The following is a 20,226-nucleotide window of genomic DNA, read 5'->3' on the forward strand; positions in this document are numbered from 1 at the left end:
TTCTCAGTTATGCTTTTACTGCGCCATTGGTTAATCCGCTGACAATATACTTCTGCATGAAAATAAATATAATAACTACAGGCATAATGGCAACAATACCAAATGCCATCGTAGAATTCCATAAAGTCTGATACTGCTGTACATAATTATAGATACTGGATGTAATCGGCCTTCTGCCTGGATCGGTCATAAACGTAATACCATAAATCAAATCCCCCCACGCATATACAAAGGAAAATACTGCTGCTACAATAACCCCTGGCTTTGCAATGGGAAGCATGACTTTGGTAAAGGATGTGATACTGTTGCATCCATCAATCTTAGCTGCCTCATCCAGCTCCTTAGGAATAGATAGAAAATAGGTTCTCAATATAATAATACTGAAAGGAATCCCTAAGGTTGCATCTGCCAAAATGGGCGCAAGATAAGAATTTAAAAGCCCCATTTTTGAAAACATAATATATAAGGACGTTAAAATCAATGTAGACGGCAGCATCTGCGTCATCAGGAAGTAGAGAATCAGTACTTTTCTTCCATTAAATTTAAACCTTGCCAGTCCATAAGCAGCCGGGATAGAAAGCACTGTAGATATTACAGTTGCCCCGCAGGCAATAATCATACTGTTCTTAAATCCCCTCAAAGTATCACTGGAAGCGGACAACTGGGCTTTGAAAGCATCAAACGTTAAATTTTCAGGCCAAAGAGGTGTGGGAATCGAGAAAATCTCCACCTGCGTCTTCAATGCAGTAACTACCATCCAATATAACGGAAAGATGAAGATTGCAAATACAATAATCCCAATAATAAAATACTTCAGGTTTCCTTTTTCATTCTTCATCCTACATCACCTCTTCCTCATCATTAATCAGCTTAATATAGAAAATCCCTACCACAAACAGTATCAGGAACAATATATTTGCCGCTGCCGCACCTTTGCTGAACTGGAACTGTTCGAAGGATAATTTATATGCATAGGTAGATACCAGTTCTGTGGCATTTACCGGCCCCCCTTTGGTCATAACCCACGCAAGGTCAAATACTTTAAATGTATATACAAAGCCCAGTGTCAGCACAGACATAATGGCAGGCCTGATCATAGGAATCGTAATCCTGAATAAAGTCTGAAATTTATTGGCTCCATCCAGTTTTGAGCTTTCGTAAATCTCCTCCGGGATTGTAGTAAGGCCTGTAATCAAAAGCATCATGTTAAATGGAATACCAATCCATATATTTGCCACTACAATCGCAATCATGGCAAGCTTAGGCTCCAGCAGCCATTCCAGCGGTGCATTTGTCAAATGCAGTGACATAAACAACTGATTCACAATACCACCCTTACTCGCAAACATAAATTTAAACAACAGTCCTGCTACTGTAACCGGGAGCAGCCAGGAAATCATCGTCACTCCTCTAAAAAAAGAGCTCCCCTTAAACTTTTTACTAAACAGCAGAGCCAGCCCAAATCCAATAAAAAATTGAAAAAATATGGATGCCACAGTAAATATCAGGGTATTTTTAATAGCTGTTGCCAATATTGCGTCGCTTCCTGCAAACAGCTCTTTATAATTTGCAAATCCTACAAATGCCTGCTTTGTGGAATCTGCAAACGTATATACATCTACATTTTTAAAGCTGAGTATAAAGTTTTGTATCATAGGATATGCCACGAAAATCAGCATATAAATGGCTGCCGGGAGTGCAAATAAGAGTCCGGACTTCATACCGGTACGATTCATTTTCTTCATCTTATTTATCCTTTCTAATTGTACAAAGCAAGTATCTGTTCCTGGTTCTGAGCAGATACCAAAGCGAATCGCTTGCTTTGACTTAAAAAGGGGCAAGAAACCCTGCCCCTTTTCGCTGCTTATTGTTCTGATGCTTTCACTGCATCCACTGCTGCCTGAGTATCTTCAGCCGCTTTTTCAGGAGTTTTCGCGGAAGTCATTACTTCCTGGAATCCAGTCTGAATTGCATCTGAATATTTTGGCCAGGATGCGCTTGGGCCTCTTGGGATAGAAGTCTGAAGCTGTTGGATGAACTCTTTCTGAATCGGGTCGTCTGTCCAGTAGGAATCCTGTGCTGCTTCTGTCTTCGGAGGGAAGGAACCATACTGTTTCATAGCCGTTACCATTACGTCTGTCTGGTTATAATATTCCATAAAGGCAATTGCACCGCCCATATCATCCTGCTTTACAACACCCATGTTCTCTCCTCCGAGAATTGATGTTGCCTGGTCTGAATCAGCACTTTTCTTAGGAAGAACAGTAACTCCATAATTTAAATCAGGAGCATCCTTCTCGATTCCCGGAATCTGCCACGGTCCATTCTGCTGCATTGCCAGATTTCCTGCTACAAAGTTGTTATTTACATCTGACTGTGTCCAGTTAACGCAATCTTTGGACCAGATACCTTCTGCAACCATTTCCTGCATCAGATTATATGCATCAATACCACCTTTAATATTCTGGTAATCGCCCCCGGCGGTGTACAGCCACTGCAGACACTGGAAAGTACCTTCATCTGTTCCCGTAGCCGCATTTCCAAATCCAGCTACGCCGTCTTTTGTAAGGGTTTTTGCCATCTCCCGGAAGTCATCCCATGTAGTATCTGCATTAGGATACTCAAGTCCTGCTGCATCAAACAGATCCTTATTGTAGAACAATGCTGTACAGTTTGTTGCAAACGGGATTCCGTAATGTTTACCATCTTTCATGGTTGACTGCATCGGACCTTCCAAATATTCATCCCAGGCAATATTGGCATCAGAAACATCTCCGAATAAATCCATTTCGATAAATGATGCCATACTGCATCCATCCAGAATGACCATATCCGGCAGTTCTCCGGATGCCATCCCCAGTGTCAGCTGCTTCTCATAATCTGAAAATGGTACATACACATGAGATGCCTCATATTTATCCTGGGAATCATTAAATCCATCAATAATGTCCTGAATCATTTCTTTCTGGGCATCTGTCTCAAAATAATCCCAGATTACAACTTCCTCTTTTCCGCCTGCTGTTTTTTTGCTGTCAGAAGATGATGAGCTGCTTTTGTTCCCGCCCCCACATCCTGCCAGCATCCCCGCTGCCAGTGTCAGACAGAGTAATACACTTACTGCTTTTTTCTTCATTTTCTTTTCTCCTCCCTTATATTGGTTCGTTACTTGATAGGAAAAGTATAAGAAAATATACCCTGTCATTGAAGTCTAAATAATTAAACAGGGTGGAAAATCTTCAACTAAGTTTTCCACCCTGTTTCCAGTCTGTTAGTCTTTTCTAATTGTCCATTACTTCCCGAATCCTTGCGCATACCTCCTCCGGTGTACTTTCTCCTGTAATAACCTGATACTGGGCATCCGAGAGCTGATCCGACAACTTTGCCCAGTCCGGACAGCTTGTACGGGAGATGCACTCCTTTACCTGAGACAAAATCACTTCATATTTTGGCTTCACCTTCAGATACATCTCTGCTACGTCTTCCCTGGGGGGAAGGGAGTTTGCCCGCAAATTGGTATTGAGCATCGTCTCTACCTGACTGTAATATTTTAAAAATGCAATGCTCCCCTCCACGTTCTTTCCTTTTAATACTGCCAGGTTTTCTCCGCCTAAAACACCCATATTCCGCTGGTCCATCGGGAAATCCGCCACCCCATAGTTGATACCTGCTTCATCCAGTGCCGGGAAAACCCAGGGGCCATTCTCCATCATCGCACACTCTCCGGTGATAAACGTCCGCGCCACATCATTCTGGGACCAGTTAATACACTCCCTGGGCATACTGCCCTTTTCCACCATATTTTGTATCAGTTGGAAAGCGCGCAGGGTTCCTTCCCCTCCTGCATTTTTAAAATCATCCCCTGATGTCAGTAAAAATGTGGAAAACTGAAAGGCACTCTGCTCCCCACTGATTGCAGACATAGCAAAGCCATACCGGTCCTGCCGGGTGAGCTCTCCTGCTGCCCGTTCCAGCTCCTCCCAGTTTCTGGGTACATCTACGCCCTCCTGACGCAGAATATCTTCATTATAAATCAAAGCCACATTGTTAACGCAAAAGGGAAACCCGTAATACCTCCCGCCATACTTTACAGACTCCATGGCATTGGGAAAATATTTGTCCAAATCCTCCATTTCCTCCACTGCTTCCGTAATATCTTCAAATTTGTTCATCTTCACATAAGGCGGCATATCCGGATTATCAATAAGCACCATATCCGGAAGCTGGTTCTGTGTGATACCGATTGCCAGTCCTTTATTAAACTCCGTAGTAGGACCATGATACTCCCATGTCAGATGATACTCTTTTTGGGTCTCATTAAAACCTTCTGTCAGCTCATCCAGGGCAGTCTTCTGTTTTTCCGTTTCATAATAGCTCCAGAGAACCAGTTCTTTGGGCTTATCCTCCTGCCTGGTGTCCCCGCCCTGATAAGATGCAGAACAGCCTGCCAGACAGATAGAGCAGCATGCAATCAAAGTCCCTCTAAGCAATCTCATGATTCTAACCTCCTAATTCATCTGCCTGTATTCACCGGGTGATACCCCCACCTCTTCCTTAAACACCCTTTGGAAATACTTAGGGTCTCCATAACCGATTGACTTGGCTATTTCATAAATCCTCATATCCGTACCCTTCAGAAGCCTTTTTGCATGGCTTATCCTGAATTGCTTTAAAAATGTAGAAAAGTTAATCCCCATTTCCCGGTTAAAAAGGGTGCTCAGATACTCAGGTGTAATCTCCAGCTCACGTGAAATCTCTTCCTGGGTCAGCCCTTCCTGATAATGTCCACGGATATAATTAATGGCCTTCTTAATCACATAGTTACTGATGTCTTCCCGTTTTACCTTAGCACTCGTTATCACCTGAATTACATCCCAATATGCCTTTTCCAGCTCGTGCCAGGTCACAGCATCTTCAATATTCCGCAGTAAATTAGATTTTTTCAACTGTTCCCAGAGATATCTGTCAATATCCTGCAAGGTATCTCCAATCAGATAATAGCTCTTCACAAATGCTCTTCTGATATCCTCCGCCTCAAAACGTCCCTCCCCCATATATCTTAAGAATTCTTTCGCACTCTCCTTTAAGCCTTCCAGGTTCTCCTGACAGATTGTGCCTCGAATCCGGTTGTAAATGTCGGCAGGGGCGGTAAACACCGCAGGGTGATATTGTTCCGCGGCCTCTTCTGTAAGCCATGCTTCAGGCTTCAAAACCAGCCCATAGGAAATAAGATTATTTAACTTTTCAGAAACTGCCTTTAGTTCCTCGAGATTATGAAATACCTGCCTTGTCCAAATTGCTTTTTCATCTTTATTATGATAATGAGAAATCATACGGTTATAGAAGGATTTCTCCAATGCCTCCAAATTCCCCGAGCCAAAATCTGCACCGGCCAGAAAATATACTCTCTGCAGATGGTCCATGTGTATATAATACATCTTCATCTCCCGGTACTTTTCCTTCAATTCCTCAAATGACTTCTCCATCTCCCCCCTGTATGACGCAGGAGCAGAACCTATATACCCCACAAACAGCTGATACGCTTCCATTTGGGGAAGGCCGAAGATTTCCTCCAATATGCCGCAGTTTTTCTTTATATCTTTTTCATCTCCAAGAATCAGATTCCGCAAATGTATCTCCGGTGCCCCATTGGACAGCTGCTCCCTCTTGATCTTTTCTTCTATTTTTATCAGCATCTCCTGCACATCATCCGCCGCCAGCGGCTTTAGGAGATAATCATCTACACCATATTGTATTGCTTTTTTCGCATATTCGAACTCTGAATATCCGCTTAAAATAACCACATGAGAGGGGACCTTATGTTCATAAATCCGCCGTGTCATCTCCAGCCCGTCCATCCTGGGCATCCGGATATCCGTAATTACTAAATCCGGCTTAAAACGCAGAATCATATCCAGTCCGTCTTCCCCATTTGCGGCTTTTCCCAAAACAATATGATTCGTTAGAGATTCTATTAATTTCCCCATACCTTCCCGGATTTTTATTTCATCCTCAACTATTACAATTCTCATTTTTCCATGTTCTCCTTGTTTTGCACCGGAATTTTCAGTGTAATAATAGTTCCTACATTAGGAATACTTTTTACATTCCAGGAAACCCGTTCTCCATAATACATCCTCATCCTGGCAAATGCATTATGAAGTCCGATGCTTCTGCCGTCATCCTGAACAGCTCTCACCGGATCATTGAAATTCTCCGCCACCTCAAGGGGCATCCCTTTTCCATTATCCTCTATGATAATGTCCAATTCTTCCCCGCTTTCAGATACCATAAAATCAATCCTTAGAATCCCTCCGCTTTCCACACCCTTGAACCCATGAACAATGGCATTTTCCACAAAGGGTTGGATAAGCAGCTTATGTAACAGTACTTTCTCTGCCCCCTGGTCTGCATGGATTTCACTGGAAAAGGCATCGTTAAACCTCATTTGCTGGAGGCTGATATATTTCTCCAGCCAATCGGTGACAGCATGCACCGTAACCAGTTTATTACTTTTATTCACACTGTACCGAAGAATCACGCCCAGGTTTCTCAACATCTTACTAATTTCATATTCCTGCTTTTCTATTGCCATCCAGTTTATGGAATCTAAAGTATTATATAAGAAATGAGGGTTAATCTGAGCCTCTAAAGCCCGTATTTCCGCTTCCTTCTGCTTTTGTGTAACTTCGGTCACTTCGGTAATCAGCCCCTGGACTTTCTCCGTCATCGTGTTGAAATTATCTGCAATCTGGCCCATCTCATCTTCACTTTCCACAATCACCTGCACATCCAGATTTCCCTTCTGCACCTGCTGTATTCCTCCCACTATGCTCCGGGTAGATTTTTCAATTAGTTTCACCGTATAGCGGATTAGAAAAACAGAAATTAAAAACAATAACATGCCTATAAAAATTGTCAGATACTGAATCTTTCTTACATCCCTTAATATGTAATCCCTGTCATAAACATTATAGAAATTCCAGTCCAGCTGCACATCTTCGTACCTGTTAATGGCTATATTGCGGCCTTTTAATTCACCTGTTATTTCCACAAACTCTTCGATTGTCCGGTTTTTATTTATCATGATTCCCGCATAAAAGGAGTCCGGGTAAGTCAGCACATTTCCCTCCCGGTCCGTTATAAAGTTAATGGTGTAAGTCTCTTTCTCATCTTCTCCCTGGCTGGTTTTGCACACTTTGTTAAGTACAGATTCATTAATACTCATAACTATGGTGGCAATTGGGCCTTCCTGAATATTTTCAAAATCATACATTTGCTTGGAAATATGAAAAATCCTTGACTCCCGGGTTCCCCGGAGAAATCGTGCTGTGGGAGAAATCACCATATTTGTGGCATCCTGAGCCTCTGTATATGGCTCAATGGACGTCATATTCTCATAAATATCCCAAAGATTATCCACTGCCGATGCCATCCCAAAATCATAAGTGATATCCCGGCCATCAGGCAGAATAATGCTGATACATTCTATTCCGCTTGCAGAATTTCCGTACTGCTGTATCTGATTGCATATTTCACTGTAGGCCCCGGCCATGTTCTCAGGTGCAACCATCTCATACTCCTTCAGCTCATCAATAATCCGGTTATCCGAGTAAATCTGATAAACCAGGCTCGTATATACATCCAATGTCAGGCTCGTCCTCTCGGAAATCTGCATCAATTGGCTTACCATCAAATCATCCACTTTTTCCTTCATATTATTGGAAATCACATACAGCATTAAAACCTGTGCTACCAAAAGAGGGATGACAGAGGCAAGAATAAACGTGTAAAGAATCTTCTTTCCCAGCTTTTGATTATTAAACCACCGCAGGAATTTCTTTTTCTTCACCATAAACTTCTCCTCAATCGTCAGTCAAATAAGTACATTTATATTTATTATACATCATACATGTAATTTTCACGACATGTTTTCAAAACAATAAGAGGGTTTTGCAAAACATCTCCTGTTTTACAGCACCCTCTTTGCTATAACAAATATCTTATTCTTTCACAAAATACGGCTTGATTACAAATGAAAAAGAAAGTTCTTTTTCCAGATAAATCCTGTACGGCTCATGCACCTCTGCTCCCCAGCTATTATCTCCGCCAACACCTCTCTGCTGTTTATTAATCCTGAGTACAGTTGCATATGGTCTTGGAAGTTCATATAAATGTCTTGACTCTTCCAGCTCATGACACGTATATGGCAGTACAGAAAACTCAAAAGCTATATCACCGGAAATACGGATTCCCACACCTTTTTCATCTGTAAGCTCCGCCCACCGCGTCTGCACATGATTTCCACACTCCTGGGGAACTACATATTTTGCCAGACTGTCTTTCGGTGTTGTCTTGTAGATTCCGATTTTACTTCCCTCACATCTGTCTGTATACGTTTCATGAGGGCCTTTTCCATACCATTTCACATTTTGCATAGACAGAGGAAGCTTCCAGCTCATCCCAAAACATGGCAGTTCAGGGATATCCTCGTTGCTGCATTCTGCTTTTTCTTCCCTGCTCCACACTTCCTGTACAAGTATACTGCCGTCCCCCGAAATACAGTGTGTTACGCTGCACCGGGCATTGCCGAACAGCTCGTAGATTACCCTCACTTCTGCCATGTCTCCACGCTTCTGAAAAGATACCTCTTTCACATTTTGATAAAGGGATGCTATTTTCCAGGGGGCACACCTCAGTTTCATTTTACTGCCTTCATCATTGTCTACCGGGGCTCTCCAAAAGTTGGGCAGTAATGTGTGGAAGGAGTCATATACAAGCTCTTTTCCTCCTACTTTATAAGAAACCAGCTTCCCGGTCTGCTTTTGATACATAACCGAGCACGTATCACAAATCACGGAAAACACCGTATCTCCATCTATAATCTGCATTGGGGGCTTATTTTCCATACAGGGTACAACGGTATCATGCTCTTCCCTCCCTGGTTTCCGGTCCGCTGCTTCGGATAGTATCACCTGCTGCCCAAAGGCACATTCATGTCCAGCCTGTGCATATAGCTTATCTTCCTTCAAAATCAGAGAAGCTGTCATCACATATTCTCCCGGTTCCAAAAGAACCGCCCGCATATTTTCAGCGGTCTTCTCCGGGATACTGCAGTATCCGTTTTCTAAAGGCTTCACGCAGATATCCCACTCGCATTGGGCTTTGACCTGCCCCTCCTTCTCAGCTATCCATAGGAGTTTTAAATCACCTCCATCTGTAAAGAGGTTTCGGTTCTTAATATTTACCCCATTTTCATCCGGGAGAAGTTCAAAGGACTGGTAGTAATATTTCACTTCCCAAAGCTTGGGGGAAATTTCCCTGTCAGAATACAGCAGACCATTTGTGCAGAAATTATAATCCGCAGGTCTGTCATCAAAGTCCCCACCGTATGCCATTGTTTCCTGCCCAAACATATCTTTTACAATAATGGACTGGTCAATATAATCCCATATAAACCCTCCGCAATACTGGGGATATTCATCCGCCAGCTTTGTATACTCCTGCAGGTTTCCGCAGGAATTTCCCATTGCATGGGCATATTCACAGAGCATATAAGGCTTATTGGGGGTATTGGAAAGATACTCTTTTGCCATCTCAGGGGTTGTATACATCCTGCTTTCAAAGTCTGTTGTTCCTTCCCATTTCCGGTCATGGCAGACATTCTCATAATGTACTGGTCTTGAACTGTCTCTCTTCCGGAAATACATGCTCATATCAAACAACGTCTGTCCGCTCCATGACTCATTTCCTACACTCCAGGAAAAAATGCAGGGATGGTTTTTATCTCTCTCCAGCATTGCCTGGGCTCTTGCCAGGCAGGCTTCCCTCCATTCCGGGAAATTTCCGGGCAAGGTATCCCGATTAGCTCCCGTATGCCACGTTCCGTGTGTCTCCAGATTTGTCTCATCCATTACGTATAAACCATATTTATCACAAAGCTCATACCAGTAGGACTGATTCGGATAGTGGCTGGTGCGCACCGCATTAAAGTTGTTTTGTTTCAAAAACCGGACGTCCCATTCCATTTCTTCTTTTCCAATTGCACGGCCTTTATACCCTGAAAACTCATGCCTGTTTACCCCATTGAGCACAAGTCTCTTTCCATTCATATAAAGTATGGCATCACGGATCTCCACTTTCCGAAAACCAATCTGCTGCACCACCCATTCAACGGCATTTCCGCTGCCGTCTATTACACATAGAAGAACTTTATAAAGATTCGGAACTTCTGCACTCCAGAGAGAAATATCGCTTAATTCTCCAGTGATACTATACTCTTTATTATTTTCTGATGCCTTCGCTTCTGTCGTTCTACCTTCCGCTACTTTCTCTCCTGCGGGATTAAAAATCTGCCATTCCACTGAAATATCTTTGCAATCTTTATTTTCAGAATCAAGGGCGAGTAGAATTTCTACCGTCCCCGTCCGGTAATCATCCACAATATCTGTTTTTACCTCAATGTCTTGAATATGTACTTCAGGAACAACAGACACCCAAACTTCCCTGACAATTCCACCCATTCTCCAAAAATCCTGATCCTCCAGCCATGCGCCTGAGGAAAAACGGCTTACCTGAACTACAAGCTTATTTTTTCCAGCCAGCAAAGCGTCCGTGATATCAAAGACAGCGGGTGTATAACTGTCTTCACTATAGCCAATATACACACCATTCAGCCAGCAGAAAAACGCAGTTTCAACACCTTCAAAGTGAATCCGGCAGCGTTTGTCCCTCAAGCTTTCCGGCAGTGTAAAGCTCTTTGCATAAATTCCAGTGGGATTTATATCTCTGGGAACTTCAAGAGACTTGATATCTTCCCGGCCCGTCCAGGGATAGCTTGTATCGGTATATTGAGGCTGCCCATACCCTTGAAGTTCCATATGCCCGGGCACCTGAATTTCCTGCCACCCCGATGTACTGAAATCCGTCTTCTCAAATCCCTCCGGTACCCCCTCCGGATTGGGGCACCACATAAACTTCCATACTCCGTTCAAGGATCTTTTCAGCGGCATATCTGCGCCCTGTGCTGCTTCTTCCCTTTTCTCATACCATTTATGGTCCGAGCAAGGCATCATTCTATTCTCCTGAAAAATTTCAGGATTTCCAAGTATACTGATTCTTTGCTTTTTTTCCATTCTCCGCCTCCTCTTATGATTTGACTGCTCCCATCATACTATTTACAAAGTTTTTCTGCATAACAAAGAAAATAAGTGCAGATGGTATTGTGGTAATAATGATTCCTACCATAATCATACCGTAATCCGGTGTATATGCTGTACCCAGTGAACTAATCAAAAGAGGCAGTGTTCTCTGATCCTTTGTCTGTAAAGAAATCAAAGGCCACATGTAATTATTCCAGCTTGACATAAAGGTAATAATCGCCGCCGCTGCATATGTGGACTTCATCATTGGCATAAATATCCTGACAAAGATTCCAAATTCACTGAGGCCATCAATTCTTGCTGATTGAATTGTTTCCATTGGAAAGCTTTTTGTATTTTGCCTGAAAAAGAAAATCAGAAACGCTGTGCTCACTGCCGGAAGAATCACTCCTATTTTAGTATTTAAAATACCTATGCCACTGAACATTTTGAACATCGGAATAACAAGAGATGAGGTGGGCACCATCATAGACAGCAGGATAATCGAAAAAAAGATTTCCTTTGTCTTACTCTGAAACACTACAAACCCATATCCTGCAAGAGAACATACAAGCATACTGAGGGTGGTAATAAAAATACTGAGAATAACGGAATTTCGCAGACAAACCAATAAATCACCTGAATCCAGGAGATTTCTGAAGTTAATCATAAACTGATTTCCAAAGGTCAGCTTGCCCATAGTGATATCCATACTCTTATTTGTTGCACCAATAAGCATCCATACAAAGGGGAACAGTGATATAAAGGAAATAACAGATAAGAATAAGTATTGCACCCCTTCATTCATCCTTCTTTTTCTCTTACTTTTAATCATTCTTATCACCACTCACTTTCATCTGAATCAGAGATAATACTGCCACCATAAAGAAGATTGCATAGGACACCGTAGCAGAATAACCAAAATCTGGTGCATATTTGAACGACAAGTTATATATGTACTGTGAAATGGACATTGTGCTGTTTGCCGGTCCTCCGTTTGTAATATTAATCACCTCATCAAAAATCTGAAGGGTACCTGTTGTTGACATAATCGCGGTCAGGAGGATGACCGGTTTCAAGAGAGGAATCGTAATATATCTAAATTTCTGGAATGCTCCCGCCCCGTCAATCTGGGCCGCTTCATAAATCCCTCCGTCGATATTCTGCATACTGGAAAGATAGAATATCATATTATATCCGGTCCATCTCCATGTAATAGCAGCAATAATGACAACTTTGGCCCATACAGGGTGCAAAAGCCAGGGAATTCCCTGGTCAATGATTCCAATTCCCAGCAGCGCTTTATTCACGATTCCATCTACAGCAAACATACTTTTGAAGAGCAGTGAATAAGCAACCAGACTTGTAACACATGGAATAAAAATGGCTGTTCTGAAAACCCCCCGTCCTTTCAGCCTTGGGTTATTCAACATAGAGGAAATTACCAAAGCCAGTAAAAGCATGATTGGCACCTGTACAATCAAATACAGGATTGTATTTTTTGTTGTATTGATAAACATGGGGTCTGCAAATAACCGTTTATAATTTTCCAGCCCCGCAAAAGTAACTACGCTTCCTTTGCCCTTTTGCAGTGACATGATAAAAGCATTCACCATAGGCCAGAATGTCAGCCAAAAGAACAGTACAATGGATAGAACTACAAAGGTCCATCCATTGAGTTGAAAACGGATTTTTGATGCACTATATTTTTTCTGCATATTTCTCACTCCATTTTACTGCTATGTATTTCTAAATGTTACTTCTTACTGGTCAATCTGCTGTTTAAGCAGCTTTTCTGCCTCTTTCAGCATATCCGGAACCGCTTTTGTTCCATTTACCACTTCACTCATCCCTGAAATTAATACGGTGTCAGCTTCATCTGAATATACACCTACGCGGATTGGAGGTACACTTTGTGCCCACTCTGCAAAGTTTTTCCAAATTGTTTCTCCGCCAAAGAATTCCACGCCCTGGCTATATGCTTCTGAAGACTGCGCCGGCTTATATGCTCCGATTGCCCCGATATCTGTCAGAATCGTATCATAAAAATCAACATCATTTGCAAAAACTTCGTTCAGAAAATCCGCAGCGATTTCCGCATTTTCAGAATTCTTTAAAACAAGCCAGTTTGAGCCTCCGCGGTTTCCGTAATTTGTTCCGCCTTCCACATTCAGTCTTGGCATCCGTGTAACACGCCACAGCCCTGACTGCTCTTCCTGTGCCGTAATCGTAGGTACAATCCAGCAGCCGCTTACAATAGAGGCAACATCGCCATTATTCAATGCGGCGGCCATTTCTCCCCATCCTGTGGTCAGTTTGATGATTCCATTATCCATCATTGATTTGTAGATATTTGCGCCCTCCTCTATAACTGGATTATCCGCAATATTAACGCTTCCGTCTTCCGTAAAATACCATGTTCCGGAGGATTGCATAAAGTCTCTCATAATCGTCATAGAGTTGGGGTCCAGAGTCATCATATCTTTTCCTGTTGCCTCTTTGACTTTCTTTCCGATTTCTATGTATTGATTCCATGTAATATCTGTAAGCTGGTCTTCTGTTATACCCGCCTGGTCCATATAGTCTTTTCTATAGAAGAATCCTTCCGTACCAATATCAAAAGGAACACCATAGATTCCCCCGTCTAATGACAGCACCTGTACTTTATAGTCTGCAAAATTATCAAAATCCACCTTATCCTGCATATCTAAGAATTCACCCGGATAAGACTGCAGGTATTTCTGTACATTGGCATCCTCACTCAGAATAATTTCCGGAAGGCCATCTGTAATCCCTGAGCTTAAGTTTGTATTGATTTTCTGTGTAATATCATCGTATGCATATTCCATAACCTCAATATCCACATCACTATGCTTCTCTTCATAGCGTTTCGCAGCTTCTTCCATAACCGGAATATTGTATTCTACGTCCCACGCCCACACGGTTACCTTTTTCTTACCGCCGGATTCCTTATCCGCTTCTGAGCCGGAAGATTTTCCGCATCCTGCCAAAAGCCCGGTCATCATTGTCATAATTATCATTGCCGAAATTACCTTCTTTTTCATAATGCCTCCTCTTTTCTATCATTTCATAGCTATGTTTTATATTTACATATTACATAAAAACTATCGTGTTCTATAGTACATTTTTGGTGGATTTTATTACTTTTTTTTGATATTTGCAATACATTCTAATTTTTTCTGATTATTTTTGGGTGTTTTCTTATTTTTTTCGCTTTACAAAACTGCTCCTCGATTCTTTTTTTTCGTTATGCTATAATGAAAAAAATTATGATAAAAGGATTTAGAATGAAGGGGGGTTCCTGTTGCATCATGAAAAAACTACTGATTATTGACGATGAATTTATCTTCCGCCAGGGCCTGCGGTATCTTCTGGATTGGGAAGCCTGTGGATATACTATTATCAGTGAGGCATCAAACGGGCAGGAAGGGCTTGCTGCACTGGAAAAATATAAGCCAGATTTCATTCTCTGCGACGTTGTTATGCCTGTCATGGATGGAGTTGAATTTGTCAGACACGCACGTGAAAAGGGTAGTCCTCCGGTGATTATGCTTAGTAATTTCGACGAATTCAGCAAAGTCAGGCACGCTTTTCAATATGGTGCTTCTGATTATCTCCTGAAAAGCAGTATCACAAAGGAATCTCTCCTGAAATGTCTGGAACGCTTTTCTCTCTCTTTAGAATCCTCTTCATCGAAAAAAAGCGAAAAATCGTTTTCCGTTCTTGCCAGACAGGTACTGGACGGATATGCCCCTCTGCCGTTTCAGGAGCTTCAAGATTATATCCACAGCCGTTTTCTCCCTACCCGGACATTCAGGCTTCTCTATGTCGCCACACCCGTTCCTGATTTTAAGGACGAATATCATTTTCACGAAAAATTAGAAGCATTGCTGCCGGGCAATGAATTTTGCTGTGCTTTCACCACTCAGAATCATGGCATCTGTCTCATTGGATGTCCGGACAGACAAGAATCTGCCAAGACGGAAGAGTTTCTACACCTGTTAAGTAAAATTGTTTTGCATACAAGCTGTGTACTTAGCCTTCCCTTTGATGATCTTGCTCTTTTCTTGTCCAAGGCAGAGCTGCTTCACGATTTATCAAAATACTCTATCTTATTTGAGGATAAACGCTGCTTTTGTGAATCAGAGCTGACTGCGCCCTCCGAAGCGGTTCCGGACTTTGCTTCTGATATATATATGCAGTATATCCGTTCCTGCCGTTTTGAGAGGGCATTTATTTTTCTGTCCGAATACTTAAATCTTCTGAAAAATACTACCAAAACAAATCCTCTGAACTTCAAAAAATTTCTGGAGTATACTTTTTATATCTCCATTCAAAGTGCCCGCAAATTTGTCAAAAACGGAACAGATTTAAACCATATTGAAATTCACTTTTTTAAAGCTCTGGATTTAGCCCTTTCCTTTCATGACGTAGCGGCAGCATTGAAGGCAGCTTATGAAGGACTTGCATCCTGTATATCCGGTGATGTTTCTTTGGATTCCGTATCTCTGATCCCCAATATGCAGAAATTCCTCGAAGAAAATTACACAAAACAGATTACACTTTATGACCTGGCGGATTACCTGCACATGAACTACTCTTATCTTTCTACATATATCACTGCCAATACAGGCCGTCATTTCAGTGAACATCTGAATGATATCCGAATCCGCCATGCAAAAGATTTTCTTGTACAGACAGAGGAAAGTATCAGTTCTATCAGCGCAGCAATCGGATATACCGATCAAAGCTACTTCGGAAAAATCTTCAAAAAGATAGTTGGCCTTCCCCCTCTGCAATACCGGAATTTAAACAGGAAAGGACGTGTTACCTGATGCCCAGACAAAAATCCATTCTTTTTATGCTGCTCATTCCTATCTGCATCAGCACCTTAATTCTGCTTTCTGTATGCGGCGGCACTATGACCGCTGTGTATTTGAAACAGGTCAAAAATACGGCTATAAACTCCAACCTGGAAATCCTGAATCAGACCTCCACCAGCCTTTCCCTTCTCCATGAACATATTGCAAAGGTAGCATACAATATCCGCCAGAAGCCTTATCTGGAAAATGTGTTGAAGGAGCCTATTTCCACGTCCACAGATGAGTATTCCAGAAGACAGCAGCTTGGTAAGCTTTTTTCCGACAATCCATCCGCCATTGTTGATTATGATATTGTTATCTTTGGTGTAAGCGGTATCGCAGTCAGTTCCGGAAACGGCGGTGTTACCATGTCTTCCGGGGAATTAATGTCCCTTCCCGTTTTTCTGCAATCCGCCTCCACCTCCACCATCGCTTATGATTCACAGTCTTCCGGGATTTCGTATTCTACCAGGGACCGCTCTGTCATTATCGGATGTCAGGCCCTGCAGAATTCGTCTAAAACAATATACGGAGGTGTTATGATTGTCATTAAAGAAAGCAGCCTCCGTCAATTTTACCAAAGCTTTCTTAACAAAAGTACAAATATCGTACTGCTGGCTGATACCGGAACAGTACTGTCCAGTAATGTGACTTCAGAAATAGGGCAAAAAAACAAACGGCTTCTGCAGCTGGCACGGAAAAATCAAGAAAATGGCTCTCCATATGCGCAGACTTCACAGGACGAGATCATCCTTTCACATTACCTGATTCCCTATAACTCTTACATTATAAGCCATATTACAACTTCCGTTTTGTTTCAGTCCTATCCGCCTCCAATATCCATGATTCTGGTAATCCTCATCAGTCTTGTACTGCTGATTATAATGATATTTTGTATTATCCGCTGGAACCTCAGGCCTCTTAAGCAGCTTGCGAATCATATGGCAGCATCAAGTGCCATCCCTTCGCCTATATCTATTCATAGCTCCTCCGAAATGAATATGATTTCAGATGCTTATAATAATATGGTGAATAAACTTAATGTTTATCTTGCTGAACTGGAAAAGGCTTATGAAAAGCAGCACAAGGACGAGCTGGATTTGCTTCAAATGCAGATTAACCCACATTTTCTGTATAATACATTAGATAGTATCAAACACATGGTCAGTATCCATAATCAAAATGATGCCTGTAAAACAATTGATTCTCTGATTTCTTTATTGAGGAGTACTCTGGGAAAGACAAATATGATGGTAAGCTTAAGAGATGAGATTATCAATGCAGAAAATTATATTTCCATTATCCAGCCTCGCTATGGCGGAGTTATTCATGCAGAAATTACCGCTGATGCTTCGTGTCTGGACTATCAGATACCAAACCTGCTTCTTCAGCCGTTAATTGAAAATGCATTTTTCCATGCCTTCCAGATTTCCAAAAAGGGCTCAATCCGTGTATTTTTATATCTTTCCGGTGATATGATTTCTTGTGATGTGATAGATAATGGCGATGGAATTCCCACAGAACAACTGCAGGCACTTTTTTCTCAGGATACTGCACACCTTTCTATTACTAAGATTGGTATTATGAACATTAAAAAGAGGCTGGATATCCTTTTTCCAGGCCAAAACCAGTTCACCATTACAAGTGAACCGGGATATGGCACCTGTATCCATTTCACCTTTCCGGCAGTGCCGTATGTAAAGGACCCGGATGATACCGGCTCCTCTTTTCTCCATTAATAACATGCGAAAGAGGTAAACTGTTCCCTGATGGCAAGACGCAGAACAAGAAGCTGCGTTAAACTATTAGGGTACAGTTTACCTCTTCACTTTATAAAACTTTACCAATCTTATGCCTCTAATGTGTTTCTCCCATAACGGCCTTCACATCTTCTTCGTTCTCCAGTGCAGCCTCCACTCCGCACTCAATTGCCTGGGCAATCATTTCCGCAGACATACTGGGCATCCCGTCCGGCAGGTCTATTACCTGTTCCGGTAAATAAGGTACGTGGATAAATCCACCTCTCATATTGTGATATTTCTTTTCAATCATATAAAGCAGGCGGTACATCACATCATTACACACGTAAGTTCCGGCAGTGTAAGAAATTCTTGCAGGAATTCCCTGTTCACGCATTTTCTGAACCATTGCTTTTATAGGGAGCTTCGCGAAATAGGCATTTTCCCCATCACTGCAAACAGGCTCATCCATCGGCTGCTGGCCTTCATTATCGGGTATTCTGGCTTCCATCAGGTTTATAGCCACCTTCTCCACAGTAATACCGGAGCGTCCTCCCGCCTGCCCCACACAAATGACAATATCCGGCCTATGCTCCTCAATTCCGGCTTCCAGCACTTCACCTTCTTTCTTAAACACTGTAGGGATTTCCAGTTTAATAATGCCGGCTCCTTTAATCTCATCAGGAAGTAATTTTACAGCCTCATATGCAGGGTTCACACTTGCCCCTCCAAACGGGTCAAATCCTGTAATTAATATCTTCATTCTATTCCTCCTTGTAGTATCTGGTCGATAGCCTATAGTCCATAGCAGCTCTACTTCAGTATAATCATATAAACAATCTGGAATGCCAGCAGAATCACTGCAGGAACTACCTGGCTCTTAATAACACCAAATCTGTCTTTCATATCCAGCATAGCCACAGGCACGATATTGAAGTTTGCCGCCATAGGTGTGCATAATGTACCGCAGTATCCGCATGTCAGGGCAAGCATTCCGATGACAACAGGGTCCGCACCATAATTCAGCACAAAAGGTGCGCCGATGCCCACTGTCATAACCGTGATAGCGGCAAATGCATTTCCCATAATCATAGTAAATAAAGCCATACCAATTGCAAATACTATGATTCCCACATTCACATTTCCCTGAGGAATTATCTTTCCTACAAGACCTGCAATGACATCACCCACACCTGCCTGTGTGAATATGGCTCCCAGGCTGGCAAGCAGCATGGGCAGCATACTTAAAGGTCCTACTGTAGAAAGCAGACGCTCGGAATCTTTCAGGAAAACTCCAGGTTTATTTTCTTTTGAAAATACCATAAGCGTGATAATAGAGACGATAATACCTGCACCGATTCCAACCAGCGCACCCAGGTTCTTGAAGAAAATAGCAAAGATAATCGCAAATACGCCGATAGATAATGCCGGAGCAAAAATTTTCATCCCAACCTTTTCAAACATTTTACTTGCATGTTCCTCTGTAGGAGTATCAGATCTTCCAATTTTTACTTTTCTTAAGATAGCAGGGATTGTCATGATTATAATTAGCACACCGTCTATGACAGGTGGTATCCAGCGCCCAAATGCCAGAACGACACCGAGAACGCACCAAAATACTCCTGTCCCTAATCTGGATGGGTTTTCCTTATCCATCGCATTTTTAATTCCGGTATAAATAGCAACCAGACCCATCACAATATATATAACTTCCAGTAATTTTACACCTAATGTAAATTCTGAGCCCGTAAAAAATGCCATATCATATCCTCCTTTCTACTTTTCGTCTCCATAATGCTTTTTGCGAAGTTTCTTGTCTTTCAGATAATAATATACAATTCCTACGATAACCGCAAAAATACCTACCGGTATCTCCACTTTCGCCAAGTCTATCAGCTCTACCTTATACCCCAGCGGATCTAATGTGGACTGTACAAGCAAGCCGCCTGCTCCGCCCACAAATAACACCTGACAGAAGAACCATGCAATGTTTTCCATTCCGGATGCCATTCCCTTTAACTTCTCCACATGCTCCTCATTAGGGGTTTCTCCTTTTGCTTCAATTGCACCATTTGCCATTGGCATGATGATAGGTCTTACAAATCCTGCAACGCCGCCGAAGCTGACATTAAATGCAGCAAAGATACCACGCATAACCCCATAGGCACCAATCACCGCACCGGAAGAGGCGTTTTTTATTTTACCAATTAGCGCGGCGGCAGCATTTTTCAATCCGTTTCTCTCCAATGTTCCGGTCACCAGCATGATTAAAATAAAGATAGCCATGCTCCGGTTGGCAACAAAACTGGTTCCCAGTGTCTCCAGAAGTCCCTCTGCTCCAAGATTTCCTACAATTGCCGTCACAATGGCCGCAGCCAGGATGATGAGTATGGAGTCCAGCTTCAGCGCGAAGCCCACAATAACAATAAGTATCCCTAACAATTTTAATAGTTCCATAAGCAACCT

General features: G+C 42.2%; 15 protein-coding genes. 2 read left to right on the forward strand and 13 right to left on the reverse strand.

The genetic code is table 11. From position 1 onward, the window contains the following. Nucleotides 1-7 precede the first annotated feature (7 nt). The 10 genes from A8805_RS08835 to A8805_RS08880 form a co-directional block, all read right to left on the reverse strand. Nucleotides 8-838: a carbohydrate ABC transporter permease gene (locus A8805_RS08835; protein ID WP_109710178.1), complete on the reverse strand. Its 831-nt coding sequence runs from the start codon at nt 836-838 to the stop codon at nt 8-10. Between the two features lies 1 nt (nt 839). Next, entirely contained in the window at nt 840-1,745 is a 906-nt protein-coding gene (locus tag A8805_RS08840) for a carbohydrate ABC transporter permease (RefSeq protein ID WP_181392782.1), read from the reverse strand. Between the two features lie 119 nt (nt 1,746-1,864). Beyond that, a complete protein-coding gene (locus A8805_RS08845; protein ID WP_109710181.1) occupies nt 1,865-3,133 on the reverse strand; it encodes an ABC transporter substrate-binding protein in 1,269 nt (422 codons plus the stop codon). A 145-nt stretch (nt 3,134-3,278) separates the two neighbouring features. Then, a complete protein-coding gene (locus A8805_RS08850) occupies nt 3,279-4,493 on the reverse strand; it encodes an ABC transporter substrate-binding protein (RefSeq protein WP_109710182.1) in 1,215 nt (404 codons plus the stop codon). Nucleotides 4,494-4,505: 12 nt separating this feature from the next. Beyond that, complete coding sequence (locus A8805_RS08855; RefSeq protein WP_109710184.1) at nt 4,506-6,029, reverse strand: response regulator transcription factor; 1,524 nt, start codon at nt 6,027-6,029, stop codon at nt 4,506-4,508. Then, entirely contained in the window at nt 6,026-7,852 is a 1,827-nt protein-coding gene (locus tag A8805_RS08860; protein WP_109710187.1) for a cache domain-containing sensor histidine kinase, read from the reverse strand. The genes A8805_RS08855 and A8805_RS08860 overlap by 4 nt, the downstream gene beginning before the upstream one ends. 148 nt (nt 7,853-8,000) lie before the next feature. Further along, nucleotides 8,001-11,132 carry a glycoside hydrolase family 2 TIM barrel-domain containing protein gene (locus A8805_RS08865; RefSeq protein WP_109710189.1) on the reverse strand — a complete coding sequence of 1,044 codons (3,132 nt, stop codon included), beginning with the start codon at nt 11,130-11,132 and terminating at the stop codon, nt 8,001-8,003. Between the two features lie 13 nt (nt 11,133-11,145). After that, nucleotides 11,146-11,973, reverse strand: coding sequence for a carbohydrate ABC transporter permease (locus A8805_RS08870; RefSeq protein WP_109710191.1), 828 nt, complete (start codon nt 11,971-11,973; stop codon nt 11,146-11,148). Next, nucleotides 11,966-12,856 (reverse strand): carbohydrate ABC transporter permease, encoded by an 891-nt coding sequence (locus A8805_RS08875; RefSeq protein ID WP_109710193.1) that lies wholly within the window; start codon nt 12,854-12,856, stop codon nt 11,966-11,968. Before A8805_RS08875 ends, A8805_RS08870 begins: the two co-directional genes overlap by 8 nt. Nucleotides 12,857-12,901: 45 nt before the next feature. Further along, nucleotides 12,902-14,203 carry an ABC transporter substrate-binding protein gene (locus tag A8805_RS08880; protein ID WP_109710195.1) on the reverse strand — a complete coding sequence of 434 codons (1,302 nt, stop codon included), beginning with the start codon at nt 14,201-14,203 and terminating at the stop codon, nt 12,902-12,904. 267 nt (nt 14,204-14,470) lie between these two features. On the opposite strand from A8805_RS08880, the gene A8805_RS08885 reads away from it, so the two are divergent. Together A8805_RS08885 and A8805_RS08890 are read left to right on the forward strand one after the other, a co-directional pair. Continuing rightward, entirely contained in the window at nt 14,471-15,994 is a 1,524-nt protein-coding gene (locus tag A8805_RS08885; protein ID WP_181392783.1) for a response regulator transcription factor, read from the forward strand. Continuing rightward, entirely contained in the window at nt 15,994-17,760 is a 1,767-nt protein-coding gene (locus tag A8805_RS08890) for a sensor histidine kinase (RefSeq protein ID WP_109710200.1), read from the forward strand. Before A8805_RS08885 ends, A8805_RS08890 begins: the two co-directional genes overlap by 1 nt. A gap of 118 nt (nt 17,761-17,878) precedes the next feature. Here the strand turns inward: A8805_RS08890 and pcp are convergent, their stop codons facing one another. The 3 genes from pcp to A8805_RS08905 are packed head-to-tail and all read right to left on the reverse strand — an operon-like array spanning nt 17,879 to nt 20,217. Then, complete coding sequence (pcp, locus tag A8805_RS08895) at nt 17,879-18,523, reverse strand: pyroglutamyl-peptidase I (protein ID WP_109710202.1); 645 nt, start codon at nt 18,521-18,523, stop codon at nt 17,879-17,881. Nucleotides 18,524-18,573: 50 nt separating this feature from the next. Continuing rightward, nucleotides 18,574-19,521, reverse strand: a complete 948-nt coding sequence (locus A8805_RS08900; RefSeq protein ID WP_109710204.1) for a DUF979 domain-containing protein — start codon at nt 19,519-19,521, stop codon at nt 18,574-18,576. A gap of 15 nt (nt 19,522-19,536) precedes the next feature. Next, nucleotides 19,537-20,217, reverse strand: a complete 681-nt coding sequence (locus tag A8805_RS08905) for a DUF969 domain-containing protein (protein ID WP_109710206.1) — start codon at nt 20,215-20,217, stop codon at nt 19,537-19,539. Nucleotides 20,218-20,226 lie beyond the last annotated feature (9 nt).

The sequence above is a fragment of the Faecalicatena contorta genome, from assembly GCF_003149105.1.
Lineage (GTDB): Bacteria > Bacillota > Clostridia > Lachnospirales > Lachnospiraceae > Muricomes > Muricomes contortus_C.

Bases quoted from the DNA above. Each gene is read 5' to 3' on its own strand.
- A8805_RS08835 (WP_109710178.1), bottom strand. From the start codon at position 838: ATGAAGAATGAAAAAGGAAACCTGAAGTATTTTATTATTGGGATTATT.
- A8805_RS08840 (WP_181392782.1), bottom strand. From the start codon at position 1,745: ATGAAGAAAATGAATCGTACCGGTATGAAGTCCGGACTCTTATTTGCA.
- A8805_RS08845 (WP_109710181.1), bottom strand. From the start codon at position 3,133: ATGAAGAAAAAAGCAGTAAGTGTATTACTCTGTCTGACACTGGCAGCG.
- A8805_RS08850 (WP_109710182.1), bottom strand. From the start codon at position 4,493: ATGAGATTGCTTAGAGGGACTTTGATTGCATGCTGCTCTATCTGTCTG.
- A8805_RS08855 (WP_109710184.1), bottom strand. From the start codon at position 6,029: ATGAGAATTGTAATAGTTGAGGATGAAATAAAAATCCGGGAAGGTATG.
- A8805_RS08860 (WP_109710187.1), bottom strand. From the start codon at position 7,852: ATGGTGAAGAAAAAGAAATTCCTGCGGTGGTTTAATAATCAAAAGCTG.
- A8805_RS08865 (WP_109710189.1), bottom strand. From the start codon at position 11,132: ATGGAAAAAAAGCAAAGAATCAGTATACTTGGAAATCCTGAAATTTTT.
- A8805_RS08870 (WP_109710191.1), bottom strand. From the start codon at position 11,973: ATGATTAAAAGTAAGAGAAAAAGAAGGATGAATGAAGGGGTGCAATAC.
- A8805_RS08875 (WP_109710193.1), bottom strand. From the start codon at position 12,856: ATGCAGAAAAAATATAGTGCATCAAAAATCCGTTTTCAACTCAATGGA.
- A8805_RS08880 (WP_109710195.1), bottom strand. From the start codon at position 14,203: ATGAAAAAGAAGGTAATTTCGGCAATGATAATTATGACAATGATGACC.
- A8805_RS08885 (WP_181392783.1), top strand. From the start codon at position 14,471: ATGAAAAAACTACTGATTATTGACGATGAATTTATCTTCCGCCAGGGC.
- A8805_RS08890 (WP_109710200.1), top strand. From the start codon at position 15,994: ATGCCCAGACAAAAATCCATTCTTTTTATGCTGCTCATTCCTATCTGC.
- pcp (WP_109710202.1), bottom strand. From the start codon at position 18,523: ATGAAGATATTAATTACAGGATTTGACCCGTTTGGAGGGGCAAGTGTG.
- A8805_RS08900 (WP_109710204.1), bottom strand. From the start codon at position 19,521: ATGGCATTTTTTACGGGCTCAGAATTTACATTAGGTGTAAAATTACTG.
- A8805_RS08905 (WP_109710206.1), bottom strand. From the start codon at position 20,217: ATGGAACTATTAAAATTGTTAGGGATACTTATTGTTATTGTGGGCTTC.